Source organism: Noviherbaspirillum aridicola (genome assembly GCF_019656455.1).
In the GTDB taxonomy this organism is placed as follows: domain Bacteria; phylum Pseudomonadota; class Gammaproteobacteria; order Burkholderiales; family Burkholderiaceae_D; genus Noviherbaspirillum; species Noviherbaspirillum aridicola.
In genome coordinates this window covers 32,037-44,993 of record NZ_BPMK01000003.1, presented here as the reverse complement: position 1 = coordinate 44,993, position 12,957 = coordinate 32,037, and the positions used below count along the sequence as shown (strand labels likewise).

Sequence of the window (12,957 nt, the reverse complement as noted above, 5' to 3'; positions counted from 1 at the left end):
CTGTCTGAGGGGCAAGTCGGCGCCGCTATAATTCGGTCCTTGTTTTCCCTTGTCATCCGCCGCCCTGGCGGTATTTCAACGCTACGCCCATGAAAAAACTTCTAGCTGCCCTGGCAGCCGCTGCCTTCTCGGTGTCTGTCGCATTCGCGCAGGCGCTTCCTCCTCCGACGATCGCCGCCAAGTCCTGGCTGCTGCTCGATGCGACCAGCGGCCAGCAGCTCGCCGCCCAGGATCCCGACATGCGGGTCGAGCCGGCCTCGCTGGTGAAGATCATGACCGCCTACCTGACCTTTTCCGCGCTCAAGGAAAAGCGCCTCGACATCAACCAGATGGTCAATGTCTCCGTGCGCGCATGGAAGGTCGATCCGAGCAGCTCGAAGATGTTCATCGATCCGGCCACCCCGGTTTCGGTCAACGACCTGCTGTACGGCCTGATCGTCCAGTCCGGCAATGACGCCGCCGTGGCCCTGGCCGAAGCGGTGGCCGGCACCGAGGATGCCTTCGTGGTGCTGATGAACCGCGAGGCCGAGCGCATGGGCATGAAGAACACGCGCTTCGCCAATCCGCACGGCCTGCCCGACCCCAACAACTACACCACCGCGCGCGATCTTTCCATCCTCGCCACGCGCATGGTCAACGACCATCCGGACTTCTACAAGATCTACTCCACCAAGGAGTTCACCTACAACAAGATCAAGCAGCCCAACCGCAACCGCCTGCTGTGGCTGGACCCGACGGTCGACGGCATGAAGACCGGCCACACCGCCGCCGCCGGCTACTGCCTGATTTCCACCGCCAAGCGCCCGAACGGCCCGAGCGGCGACCGCCGCCTGGTGTCGGTGGTGCTCGGCACGGTCTCCGATCAGGTGCGTGCGCAGGAAAGCCAGAAGCTGCTGAACTGGGGCTTCCAGAACTTCGACACCGTGCGCCTGTACGCGAAGGGCCAGCCGGTGGCCACGCCGGAAGTCTGGAAGGGTTCGCAGAACCAGGTCAAGATCGGCTTCACCCGCGACGTCTTCGTCACCGTGCCCAAGGGCGTGGCCGACAAGATGAAGCCGGTACTCGAGCGCACCGACCCGCTGGTCGCGCCCGTCAACCAGAACACCAGGGTCGGCACCCTGAAGATGGTCGTCGACGGCAAGCCGCTGACCGAGCTGCCGGTGGTGGCGCTGGAACAGGTGAACCAGGCCAGCATCTTCGGCCGTGCGGTGGATTCGGTACGGCTCTGGATGAAGTGATCGTCTGATCGCAGGATGTGTGTGCGGCAGCCTCCGGGCTGCCGTTTTTTTTGTGCGGTGGGTTTGGCGGGGATTGGGGGGGAAGGAGGTTTGATTCTTTCTTCGCGCTGCCACCGTTGTGGCCGGCACGGAGGCCGGCCCTGCTTTCGGGTGCAGGTTCTCCGCTCGTGGACCAGGTAGTGCCGGCCTCCGTGCCGGCACAAACCAAGCCGGATACGGAGAAAGGCTTTGTTCATTCTTCACGCTGCCGCCGCCGGGGCCGGCACGGAGGCCGGCCCTGCTTTCGGGTGCAGGTTCTCCGTTCGTGGACCAGGTGGTGCCGGCCTCCGTGCCGGCACAAACCACGCCGGATACGGAGAGAGGCTTTGCTCTTTCTTCGCGCTGCCGCCGCCGGGGCCGGCACGGAGGCCGGCCCTACTTTCGGGTGCAGGTCCAGGTGGTGCCGGCCTCCGTGCCGGCACAGACCACGCCGGATACGGAGAAAGGGCTTTGTTCTTTCTTCGCGCTGCCGCCGCCGGGGCCGGCACGGAGGCCGGCCCTGCTTTCGGGTGCAGGTTCTCCGTTCGTGGACCAGGTAGTGCCGGCCTCCGTGCCGGCACAAACCACGCCGGATACGCAGAAAGGCTTTGTTCTTTCTTCGCGCTGCCGCCGGCGGGGCCGGCACGGAGGCCGGCCCTACTTTCGGGTGCAGGTCCAGGTGGTGCCGGCCTCCGTGCCGGCACAAACCACGCCGGATACGGAGAGAGGCTTTGCTCTTTCTCCGCGCTGCCGCCACTGGCGCCGGCAGGGAGGCCGGCCCTACTTTCGTGCTGGTTCTTCGGGCTGAACGCGCCACTACGCTTTCCGTAACATGCCGAACCATTCTTTTTTTGCATGATCACCCGCCACCGCCTGTGCAAAAATAAGCTCTCCCCACCCGAAAGGCTCCAACCATGCAAGACCCCCTCGTCTACCTCAACGGCACCCTGACTCCGCTGTCGGAGGCGCGCATCCCGGTGCTCGACCGCGGCTTCATCTTCGGCGACGGCATCTATGAAGTCGTGCCGATGTATGCAAGAAAGTTATTCCGTGCGAAGCAGCATCTCGCCCGCCTGTTCCGCAGCCTGAAGGCGGTGTCGATTACAAATCCGCACAGCGAGGAGGAATGGATGGCGCTGATCGGCAAGGTGGCGCACGCCCACCCGTCCGACGATCAGCTGATCTATCTGCAGGTGACGCGCGGCGTCGCGAAACGCGGCCATGCGTTTCCGAAGGAAGCGGTGACGCCGACGGTCTTCATCATGACCAACCCGATGACGCTTCCGTCGGCGCAGGCGGTGGAGAACGGCGTGGCCTGCGTGACCATGGAAGACAAGCGCTGGCTGCATTGCGACATCAAGTCCATTTCCCTGCTCGGCAATGTCCTCGCCGCGCAGTACGCGGTCGAGCACGATGCGGCCGAGGTGATCCAGTTCCGCGACGGCTGGCTGAGCGAAGGCTCGTCGTCGAATGTGTGGGTGGTGAAGGACGGCAAGATGATGGCGCCGCCGCGCGACGAGCTGATCCTGGAAGGCATACGCTACGGCTTCATCGAGGAATTGTGCGCGGCGCGCGGCATACCGTTCGAATCGCGCCGCATCAGCCGCGAGGAAGTCATGCAGGCCGATGAAGTGATGCTGTCGTCGGCGAGCAAGGAAGTGCTGGCGGTGGCGAGCATCGACGGACGCCCGGTCGGCGACGGCCGCCCCGGCCCGGTCTTCCGGGCGCTGCATGCGGCCTATGTGGAGGCGAGGAAGGCGTAAAATACGCGCATTGCGCCAGGGCGCGTGCCTTCTTCGGCGGCGCGGCGCGGCAACCGCGTCGCGCGCCACACCATCATGACCACTCCCACCGATACCCTCATCGAATATCCGAGCGACTTCCCCATCAAGATCATGGGGCTGATGCAGGACAATTTTGCAGAAACCATGGTCGAGGTCGTCACCCGCCACGACCCCGACTTCCACGCTGGCAAGATGGAAATGCGGCCCTCGTCCAAGGGCACCTATCTGTCGCTGACCGTCACCGTGGTCGCCACCAGCCGCGAGCAGCTCGATAACCTGTATCGGGAGCTGAGCTCGCATCCGATGGTGAAGGTGGTGCTGTAATCACCCGGCCCGCACGGTCCCGAGGCCGTGCGGCGCCGCCTGGAATTCGGGCAGCGCCTCCGCCCGGGCGGACCAGGCGGCGAGCACCGGAAAGTCCCCGGCCGGCACCGCCCCCGGCAACATCTGCTGCGTGAATTGCCACGCCACCGCGACGCTGACGCCGGCCTGCGACATGGTCGCGCTCGTCACCGGCAGCGGCGCCCGCAGCGCCTCCTCTTCCAGCATCCGCCAGGCCGACAGCAACTGCGCGTGGACGCGGTCCACCCAGGGCTGATGCAGCTTCTCGGCCGGCCGCAATTCATGCTCATAGACGATCTGCACCGCCTTTTCGCAGGCGGCCAGCGCCAGACCGATAATCTTCAGTTCCCGCTGCAGTGCCGGCAGGGCCGTCGGCAGCAGGCTGCGTCCGGCAAGCGCTTCGGCGTACTGGAGAATCAGGGTGGAGTCGAGCAGGATGCCGCCGTCGTCACACACCAGCGTCGGCGCCTTCACCACGGGGTTGATCTGCCGGAACTGCTCGAAGGTGCGAAACACCGACAGCGCCTCATGTTCGAAACGCAGGCCGAGCAGTTGCAGCGAGACCGCCACGCGGCGCACATAAGGGGAGTCGAGCATGCCGATGAGTTTCATGGGTGCGATCCTTTCGTGTGAGGTGAGACGGGCAGCGTGCCGTCATTCCGCTTCATGGCAGACCACGCACAGCTTGTTGCCGTCCGGGTCGCGGAAGTAGGCGCCATAGTAGTCCGGGTGATAATGCGGCCGCAATCCCGGCCCGCCTTCGTCGCTGCCGCCATGGGCGAGCGCGAGATGATAGGCCCGGCGCACCGCCTCGCGGGTGGCGGCGGCGAACGCAATCATCTGGCCATTGCCGGGGTGATGCGGCTGGCCGTCGAAGGGCTTGCCGATCAGGAGCAGCGGACGGCCGCCGCCGGGCTGCTCCCATCCGGCCCATGGCCTGCTTCGGTCGCAAAAACGCGCGGGCCAGCCGAGACAATCCGCCAGCGCGGTGTAGAAAGCCAGCGCGCGATCGAAGTCGGCGATGCCGATGAAGATGTGGGAAATCACGTTTTCTCCTGTCGGTGAACGGCCGCCGGTCGGCGGGAAGGGGCAGTATCCCATACTGCTGCCGGTCGCTTCGGCCGGGGAACAGCGGAGCGGACTTGCGCCGAAACGCGCCATGTACGAGTGTGTGCACAGACACCACTTTGCAGAGATATCGTGCGTACCAATATCGAGATCGACGACGAACTCCACTCGGAGGACAACCGGGACGCAATGAGAACCGACAAGTAATCCTCGTCGTCCAACACCTCGTACTCCGTTCCGCGCTGGTACCTGGCTGACACGCTGCCCTCGTCGCATAACCATCCCGCCCGCCGTATACCATGCCGCGGCGCACATCAAAAAAAGGAGCGGGGCATGGATACGTTTCTTCGCTGCGTCACACCCAAACAGTAAGCAAGACAATTACAAGCCGGCGCCCGCCTGAAGCCCCCCCCGACAGCTCATTGAAAGGGGGTGTGCATGCGGCGCCATACAGCAGTTACTGAGCGTTCCATGCGAGGAGACATCCATGGCCGCAAGAGTGTGTTCCCTACGCCTGCCGTCATGGCCGGCAAAACGCGCGGCATCCGACGCCGCGGCCAAACCGCCCTCCAATGAAGAGGACCGGTACACATCGTCGGACATGAAACGGAAGATGGACCGGCGTCCGTCCTGGACCCAGGTCTTCGCCACGCATTTGCCGAAGACATCCCGCTCGACCGGTGCCTCTTCCGCGACGGCGTCCTCGGCGCATGAGCCGCAGGATCCGCCGGCGCCGCGCTCGGCCGAGCAGTTCATGCACGACCAGAAGGAAAGACGTCACCAGGCCAGCCGGACCGGCATGGCGGAACGGCTGCGCGAACGGCTGGCCGGCGCGGCCACGCTGTCGTCCTGCGAAGCGCCGCCGGCAATTCAACTCGGCGGGTGGTCGCCCACGGCGGCGACGGAACTGGTGCGCACCCTGCACTGGGAACAGCGCAAGCTCGATCCCGGGCAGGCCGACGTGGTGGAACTGGCGCACGCGATCGCCTGCGGCGAGCGCTGGCGTGCCGACGGGGACCGGCGGTGGCGCGATGAGGCGATATCGGCATTGCTCAGGGCATTTTCGATGGACGAGACGCTGGACATCGAAACCCTGAGCCAGGGCTATGCCGCCGGTTCGACCGGCTACGAGCAGAAGGGCAAGTCGATCTGGTCGAACTATCTTTCGCAGCTCGGCGCCTTCGCCATGCTCACCGGTGTCGAGTCGGCCGCCGCCGCTGCCACGGTCAGCAGCGGCATGGCGCTGGCGCAGGCCTACAACGAGCTCAATACAGGCCGTGAGCGCATGGTGCGCAAGCCGCAGGAAGACCTGGCCGCGGCGCTAAGCGTCAATCTCGCCAAGCGGGCGGCGAGCACGCCGGCCATGAACACCGCGGCGAAACTCACCGACCGGATGCGCAAGGCACCCGCGCTGGCGAAGCGCCTGCGGGAAGCGATCGAGGCGGCGGAGGAGCCCGGAGGCAGAAGCGCGCTCGAAGCGCTGCTCAAGGAAGCGGACGAGACCGTGTTTGCCAGCGAAAACGCGATCAAGCATCGGCTGAATATTTCGGCGGAAAACTGGGCATGCAGATGGCGCGAAGCGGCGGTGCGTTCCGGCGCCGCCGGACTGATCGCCGGCGGCTCGGTCGCCGCCGCCTTTGCTCCGCCCGCCGCGCCGATCGCGATTCCGGCGGCGCTCGCGGGGGCGGCGGGACTGCACCTGATGTACCGGGTCAGCGACTGGGACGGAAAGGATGCCAGCCGCGGCAAGCTGAAACAGCTGTTCAATTTCATCAAGAGCGCCGACTGGATCGACCGCCGCAAGATGGCGCCGGCGCGCATCGCCGAGATGTACGAAAAGTTTGAAAGCGGCAGGATGACGCGCGAGGATCTCGCGAATGAGCTGAACCGCGCCGGCGCCATCGACGCGGGCAAGCTGAGTGCGCTGATCGTCCTGCCCGTCTCGATGCGCATGTCGATGGCAAGCGTCCTGTTGCGCGGCAAGCTGGCCGAGGTCCTCGACAAGCTTGCCCGGACGGGACCCGCGGGCATGGTCTCCGAAGACGTGGCATTGATGAGAGCCGTCAGCCGCGAGGGGAAGGGCAATCCCGGGGAGGCCGTACTGACTGCAAGATATCTTCTGACCGACGTGTTCAACCTCCGGCGTGCCGGTGAACTGGCCGGCGAAGCCGGCGACGCCGATCGCAACGGCGACCACGAGCGCCGCGACCGGGCGCTGGCCGCGGCGGCCGACCATCTGCTCGCGGTGCGCGACGACGAGGCGCGCGCCCTGTTCGAGCGCGACATGAAAGAGCAGACGCGAGCGGCGGCACGCGCACTGTCGCTGCAGAAGGACGTGGCCGACCGCTATCGCTACTGCCTCGGCGCCGGCGCCATGACCGGCCTGATGGCGGGCGGCGTGTACGGCGCCGTCAACAACTGCCTGCGCGCCGCCGATCTCAGCGACGGTGCCATCACTGCCGGCGGTTTCGGCGCCACCGTGCCGCCGTCCTTTGTCGTCTCCCCGCTCGGCCCGGCCTACAAACGGCATGCGCCGGATCCGGCTGCCGCGCCCGGGGACAACGCGCCGGTCACGCTCCAACTGCATGCGTCCGATAAACCGGCGACGCCCTACCAGCTTCCGCCGGACGCGGTGGTCTCGCTGCTCAAGTCCGGTCGCGTGCCGCAATCGGTCGCCTTCGAGTGGGAACACGGGGGCAAGACGCAAAGACAGATCAATGGCCTGACCGATCTGCAGCCCTACTACTACCAGCAGCAGCGCAGCCTCGGCCGTCTCGGCCGCGCGAAGTCGGTCTGGAAAAAGGTGGTCGGCGGCGTCGCGGATGCGGTGGACTCCACCACCGATCCGCTGCTCGGACCGGCGGTCGCCTACCGGATGCGGGCGACCCGCGCGCAGCGGCGCGAACTGCACCGGCTGGCGGACCAGGCCAACGACGTGCTGCGCGGCGGCGCGACCGCGACCGCAGCGGATGAACCGGCTCAGGCGCCGGCCGCTACACGCCGGGCACCTCCTCCAGCTCCTTGAGCAGCCAGCTGCGGAAGGCCTGCACCTGCGGCTTGTCGAGCGACTGCGGCGGGCACACGAAGAAATAGGAATCCGGGCAGGGGATGCTGATATCGAACAGCCGCACCAGTTCGCCCGAGGCCAGCTCGGTCATCGCGATCGCATGGCGCGCCAGGGCGATGCCATGCCCCTCCGCCGCCGCCCGCACCAGCATCGATGAATCCTGAAACACCAGTCCGCCCGTGGGCTCGATCGCGCTCAGGCCGGCGGCGCGGAACCAGGGCGTCCATGGCTCCATCTCGCATCGCAGCAGCGTGCTGGCGGCAAGCTCCCGCGGCGTCGCCGGCAGCCTGCCGCCGTTGTAGCGCGGGCTGGCGACCGGGTAGTAATGGTCATCCATGATTTTTTCGGAATGCATGCCCGGGTAGTTGCCGAGCCCGAAACGGATGCCGAGGTCGACCGACTCCCGCACGAAGTCGGTGAGGCCGCTGCTCGACTGCAGCATGACTTCGAGGTCCGGATGCTGCTCGATGAAGCGGCCGATGCGCGGCGACAGCCAGCGCGCGGCGAACGAGGGCAGCGCGGTGATGGTGAGCTTGTTGTGGCGCGAGTCGGCGCGCAAGGCGTCGGCGGCACCGGCGATGTCGCCGAGCGCCCGGCGCAGGGTTTCGGCGAAGCGCTCGCCCTCCGGCGTGACGGTGATGCGCTTGCCGTGGCGGGCGAACAGCGTCACCCCCAGCTCTTCCTCCAGCGCCCGCACCTGATGGCTGATGGCGCCGTGGGTGACGTGGATCTCTTCCGCCGCGCGCGTGAAATTGCCGTGGCGGGCGGCGGCTTCAAAGGCGCGCAGGGCGGCCAGGTTGGGCAGGCGGCGGAAGTCGTGCATTGTGAGAATTCCTAACAAGGGAATCGAAAATATATCGTTTAGACATGCCGAAGACAAGCACTAGAATCCTCCCATCACCAAGGGAAAAGCCTGCTCCCGCATACCGCGGCGGCGCACCCTCCACCGAGAGGAGCATCAAATCATGAGAGACCTTTTCACAAACCTGTCACATTCCCTGAACACCGGCGAAGTGCTTTCCGGCACCGCCGCGCGGGCCGAGACCCTGCACATCAGGCAGGGCCGGGTCTGGATCACGGTGGAAGGCATCAGCCATGATTATTTCCTGCATGCCGGCGACAGCTTCACCGCCGTCCCGGGCCGCCTGACGGTGCTGCAGGCGGAGCAGGATGCGCGCATCGAGCGCCGCCGCAGCCAGCCGTTTGCCCTGCTGCGCCTGGCCGGCCGGCTGCTGACCCGCGCCGGCCGCGGCCTGACCGTGGCGCCGACGGTCAAGACCTCGCTGCAGCGCGACCGCGCCTGCAACAGCGCCTGCTGAGGCGGCCGCCGCACAGGCATGACGACAACAAAGGGAGCCCACTTGAAAATCATCCGCAGCCGTGAATTCACCGCAGAGCGCGCCTGGGGCGCGCTCGACATCGCCAGCATGAACGGCGTCACCACCCGCCTCCACTGGACCGACCAGCCGTACAAGTGGCATGTCAACGATGGCGAGGAAGTCTTCGCGGTGCTCGACGGCAGCGTCGACATGCACTACCGCGAACAGGGCGTGGAAAAAATCGCGGCGCTCAGCGCGGGCGATGTGTTCTTCGCCGGCATCGGTTGCGAACACGTCGCCCATCCGCGCGGCGCCGCCCGCATCCTGGTGGTCGAGAAGGAAGGGAGCGTCTGATGCCGCATCTGACCGTGGAATACAGCGCCAATGTCGCGGGTTTCGACCCGCTGCCGGCGTTGCGCGCGATGAACCGGGCGCTCGCCGCCACCGGCGAGTTCAAGGAGATCGACATCAAGGCGCGCGCGCGCCGGGTGGAGGATTTCATCGTCGGCACCGAGGAAGACCAGCGCGGCTTCATTCATGCGAAGCTGGCCATCCTGTCGGGCCGCAGCGAGGACACGAAGAAGCGGGTGTCGGAGACCCTGCTCGAAGCCCTGCAGGCGGCCACGCCGCGCGTGCCCGGCCTGCACCTGCAACTGTGCGCGGAGATCATCGACATCGACCGCGCCAGCTACGCCAAGTCGTTGCGGCAGGACACCTGATGGCCACGCCCGCGCCGGTCGTCGAGGTCATCCTTCCCGATGCGGAGCTGCGCGCGCTGCTCGCCGACGCCGGTCTGCCGCTGTCGGATCTTTCATCGCGGATGCGCTTTTTCGGCATCCGCGAGGACGGGCAGCTGGTCGCATGCGTGGGGCTGGAGCCGCATGGAAGCTGCGCGCTGCTGCGTTCGCTCGCGGTCGCGCCCGACTATCGCGGGCGGGGACTTGCGGGGATACTGGTGCGCCATGCCGAACATGAAGCGGCGGCCGCGGGCGCCGACACGCTCTTCCTGCTGACGACGACCGCCGCCGGGTTCTTCAGCGCCCGCCAGTACATGCCCGCGGACCGTGCGCATGCGCCGGATGCGATCCGCGCGACCGCGCAGTTTTCCGGCCTGTGCCCGGCCTCCGCCAGCTTCCTCTGCAAGCGCCTGTCAGCGCCGGAAATTCAGCAGCAGTAGCGCCAGCGCACCCGCCACCAGCCCCCAGAACGCCGAGCCGACGCCGAACAGCGTCACGCCCGACGCCGTGACGAGAAAGGTCACCAGCGCCGGCTCCCTTTCCTTTTCATTGGCCATCGCCGCCGCCAGTCCGTTGCCGATGGTGCCGAACAGCGCGAGACCCGCGATCGCCAGCACCAGCTCCTTCGGAAACGCGGCGAACACCGCGCCCACGGTGGCGCCGAACAGGCCGACCAGCAGGTAGAAGCCGCCGGCCGCCATCGCGGCGGTATAGCGCCGGGCGGGATCTTCATGCGCTTCGCGTCCCATGCAGATGGCGGCGGTGATCGCGGCGAGGTTGAGCGCATAGCCGCCGAAGGGCGCGAGCATCAGGTTGGCGACGCCGGTCCAGCCCACCACCGGCGAGATCGGCAGACTGTAGCCGGAGGCGCGGATCACCGCGACGCCGGGCACGTTCTGCGACGCCATGGTGACGATGAACAGCGGCAGCGCCACACCGATCAAGGCCGCGAAGGAAAACGACGGAGCCGTGAACACGGGGCGCGCCAGCTCCAGCCGCACGTCGCCGAAATGCAGCAGCCCCTGCCCGGCCGCGACCGCCACGCCGAGCGCGAGCGTGGCGATCACCGCATAGCGCGGGAACAGCCGCCGCCCGAGCAGATAGACGATGAACATCGCGAAGGCGAGCGCGAACTGCGTCTTCATCGCGACGAAGGCATCCATGCCGAAACGCAGCAGCACCCCGGCCAGCATGCCGGAGGCGATGGAGACGGGAATGCGGTTAATCGCGCGCTCGAACCACCCCGAGAAACCGCAGACCGCGATCAGCGCCGCCGACACGAGGAAAGCGCCGGTGGCCTCGCCGAGGCCGACGCCGGCGGCGCCGGTGATCAGCATCGCCGCCCCCGGCGTCGACCAGGCGGTCACCACCGGCATCCGGTAGCGCAGCGACAGCAGGATGCAGGTCAGCCCCATGCCCAGCCCGAGCGCGCCCATCCATGAGGCGATCTCCGCCGGACCGGCGCCGAGTGCCGCAGCGGCCTGGAACACGATGACGGCGGAACTGGTGAAGCCGACCAGCACGGTGACGAAACCGGCGGCCAGCGCGGAGAGCGAGAAATCCCTGAAGACAGACATGATGCATCCCGGCGAAACGAGAGCGGCATTGTGGCATGGATCGGTCCGGATTTTGTTCGGCGCATCGGTGCGCCCGTCTGTCACAGTGTCCCGCGACACTGTCACGAAATGGCACAGTGCCGGCACCGTCTTCGCGGCCCGATGCGCCGCCTCTCCCTCTGAAAACCCCGCGCGCCCGTGGATGGCATGCGGCTTGCGATGACCTCCGCGCTGCACCCATCCATATCAATCACAGGAGGAAGACATGAATCTCGCGGACATCAGCAAGCTCGGCATCAAGAACCCGTTCAGGCAGCGCTACGACAACTATATCGGCGGCCGCATGACCCCGCCGGCCAAGGGAGAGTACTTCGAAAACATCAGCCCGGTGGTCGGCCAGGCCTTCTGCGAAGTGGCGCGCTCGACCGCCGAGGATGTGGAGCTCGCGCTGGACGCCGCGCACGCCGCCCGCGCCGCCTGGGGCAAGACCTCGCCGGCGGAGCGCGCCAACATCCTCAACCGCATCGCCGACCGCATGGAAGCCAATCTCGAGCTGCTGGCCACCGCCGAGACCCTCGACAACGGCAAGCCGATCCGCGAAACCCTGGCCGCCGACGTGCCGCTGGCGATCGATCATTTCCGCTATTTCGCCGGCTGCATCCGCGCGCAGGAAGGCAGCATCGCGCCGATCGACGCCGACACCTACGCCTATCATTTCCATGAGCCGCTCGGCGTGGTCGGCCAGATCATTCCCTGGAATTTCCCGCTGCTGATGGCGGTATGGAAGCTGGCGCCCGCGCTCGCCGCCGGCAACTGCGTGGTGCTCAAGCCGGCCGAACAGACGCCGTCGTCCATCATGGTGCTGGTGGAACTGATCGGGGACCTGCTGCCGCCGGGCGTGGTCAACGTCGTCAACGGCTTCGGCCTGGAAGCCGGCAAGCCGCTCGCCACCAGCAAGCGCATCGCCAAGATCGCCTTCACCGGCGAGACCGGCACCGGCCGCCTGATCATGCAGTACGCGGCGCAGAACATCATCCCCGTCACGCTGGAACTCGGCGGCAAGTCGCCCAACATCTTCTTCGCCGACGTGATGGAGCAGGACGATGCCTTCTTCGACAAGGCGCTGGAAGGTTTCGCGATGTTCGCGCTGAACCAGGGCGAGGTCTGCACCTGCCCGTCGCGCGCGCTGATCCAGGAGTCGATCTACGACCGCTTCATGGAGCGCGCGATCAAGCGGGTCGAGGCGATCCGCCAGGGCAATCCGCTCGACCGCGGCACGATGCTCGGCGCGCAGGCGTCGCAGGAGCAGCTGGAAAAGATCCTGTCCTACATGGACATCGGCCGCCAGGAAGGCGCGCAGGTGCTCACCGGCGGCGAGCGCAATCTGCTCGGCGGCGATCTCGCCGACGGCTACTACGTGAAGCCCACCGTCTTCCGCGGCCACAACAAGATGCGCATCTTCCAGGAAGAGATCTTCGGCCCGGTGGTCTCGGTCACCACCTTCAAGGACGAGGATGAAGCGCTGGAGATCGCCAACGACACGCTGTACGGCCTCGGCGCCGGCGTGTGGACGCGCGACGGCAGCCGCGCCTTCCGCATGGGCCGCAACATCCAGGCCGGCCGCGTGTGGACCAACTGCTACCACCTCTATCCGGCGCATGCGGCCTTCGGCGGCTACAAGCAGTCGGGTATCGGCCGCGAGACCCACAAGATGATGCTCGACCACTACCAGCAGACCAAGAACCTGCTGGTCAGCTACAGCCCCAACGCACTGGGCTTCTTCTGAGCGCGGCGCGGGCGGCGCGGGCCGCCCGCATTTCTGGGAGAG

General features: G+C 66.7%; 13 protein-coding genes. 9 read left to right on the top strand and 4 right to left on the bottom strand.

The genetic code is table 11. The annotated features are described in order from the left end of the window. Positions 1-89: 89 nt before the first annotated feature. From NCCP691_RS03760 to NCCP691_RS03750, 3 genes are all read left to right on the top strand, one after another. Entirely contained in the window at positions 90-1,238 is a 1,149-nt protein-coding gene (locus NCCP691_RS03760; RefSeq protein ID WP_220806918.1) for a D-alanyl-D-alanine carboxypeptidase family protein, read from the top strand. Positions 1,239-2,170: 932 nt separating this feature from the next. After that, positions 2,171-3,019, top strand: a complete 849-nt coding sequence (locus NCCP691_RS03755) for a D-amino acid aminotransferase (protein WP_220806917.1) — start codon at positions 2,171-2,173, stop codon at positions 3,017-3,019. Positions 3,020-3,094: 75 nt separating this feature from the next. Next, the gene (locus NCCP691_RS03750) at positions 3,095-3,364 is read left to right on the top strand and encodes an HP0495 family protein (protein WP_220806916.1); all 270 of its coding nucleotides are present in this window, start codon (positions 3,095-3,097) and stop codon (positions 3,362-3,364) included. On the opposite strand, the gene NCCP691_RS03745 is transcribed toward NCCP691_RS03750, so the two are convergent. Beyond that, positions 3,365-3,994: a glutathione S-transferase gene (locus NCCP691_RS03745; RefSeq protein WP_220806915.1), complete on the bottom strand. Its 630-nt coding sequence runs from the start codon at positions 3,992-3,994 to the stop codon at positions 3,365-3,367. It lies immediately after the preceding gene. 42 nt (positions 3,995-4,036) lie between these two features. Further along, positions 4,037-4,429 (bottom strand): VOC family protein, encoded by a 393-nt coding sequence (locus NCCP691_RS03740; RefSeq protein WP_220806914.1) that lies wholly within the window; start codon positions 4,427-4,429, stop codon positions 4,037-4,039. A gap of 634 nt (positions 4,430-5,063) precedes the next feature. On the opposite strand from NCCP691_RS03740, the gene NCCP691_RS03735 reads away from it, so the two are divergent. Continuing rightward, a complete protein-coding gene (locus NCCP691_RS03735; RefSeq protein ID WP_220806913.1) occupies positions 5,064-7,475 on the top strand; it encodes a hypothetical protein in 2,412 nt (803 codons plus the stop codon). Here NCCP691_RS03735 and gcvA read toward each other — a convergent pair. Beyond that, complete coding sequence (gcvA, locus tag NCCP691_RS03730) at positions 7,444-8,340, bottom strand: transcriptional regulator GcvA (protein ID WP_220806912.1); 897 nt, start codon at positions 8,338-8,340, stop codon at positions 7,444-7,446. The genes NCCP691_RS03735 and gcvA overlap by 32 nt on opposite strands. A gap of 142 nt (positions 8,341-8,482) precedes the next feature. On the opposite strand from gcvA, the gene NCCP691_RS03725 reads away from it, so the two are divergent. The 4 genes from NCCP691_RS03725 to arsN2 are packed head-to-tail and all read left to right on the top strand — an operon-like array spanning position 8,483 to position 10,013. Continuing rightward, positions 8,483-8,836 carry a DUF2917 domain-containing protein gene (locus tag NCCP691_RS03725; RefSeq protein ID WP_220806911.1) on the top strand — a complete coding sequence of 118 codons (354 nt, stop codon included), beginning with the start codon at positions 8,483-8,485 and terminating at the stop codon, positions 8,834-8,836. A 42-nt stretch (positions 8,837-8,878) separates the two neighbouring features. Further along, positions 8,879-9,190, top strand: a complete 312-nt coding sequence (locus NCCP691_RS03720; protein WP_220806910.1) for a cupin domain-containing protein — start codon at positions 8,879-8,881, stop codon at positions 9,188-9,190. Continuing rightward, positions 9,190-9,555 carry a 5-carboxymethyl-2-hydroxymuconate Delta-isomerase gene (locus NCCP691_RS03715; protein ID WP_220806909.1) on the top strand — a complete coding sequence of 122 codons (366 nt, stop codon included), beginning with the start codon at positions 9,190-9,192 and terminating at the stop codon, positions 9,553-9,555. Before NCCP691_RS03720 ends, NCCP691_RS03715 begins: the two co-directional genes overlap by 1 nt. Continuing rightward, positions 9,555-10,013, top strand: coding sequence for an arsenic resistance N-acetyltransferase ArsN2 (arsN2, locus tag NCCP691_RS03710; protein WP_220806908.1), 459 nt, complete (start codon positions 9,555-9,557; stop codon positions 10,011-10,013). The genes NCCP691_RS03715 and arsN2 overlap by 1 nt, the downstream gene beginning before the upstream one ends. Here arsN2 and NCCP691_RS03705 read toward each other — a convergent pair. After that, positions 9,987-11,150, bottom strand: coding sequence for a benzoate/H(+) symporter BenE family transporter (locus tag NCCP691_RS03705; RefSeq protein WP_220806907.1), 1,164 nt, complete (start codon positions 11,148-11,150; stop codon positions 9,987-9,989). The genes arsN2 and NCCP691_RS03705 overlap by 27 nt on opposite strands. A gap of 244 nt (positions 11,151-11,394) precedes the next feature. Here NCCP691_RS03705 and adh point away from each other — a divergent pair, with 244 nt between their 5' ends. Next, complete coding sequence (gene adh, locus NCCP691_RS03700) at positions 11,395-12,915, top strand: aldehyde dehydrogenase (RefSeq protein WP_220806906.1); 1,521 nt, start codon at positions 11,395-11,397, stop codon at positions 12,913-12,915. The last annotated feature ends 42 nt before the right edge of the window (positions 12,916-12,957 follow it).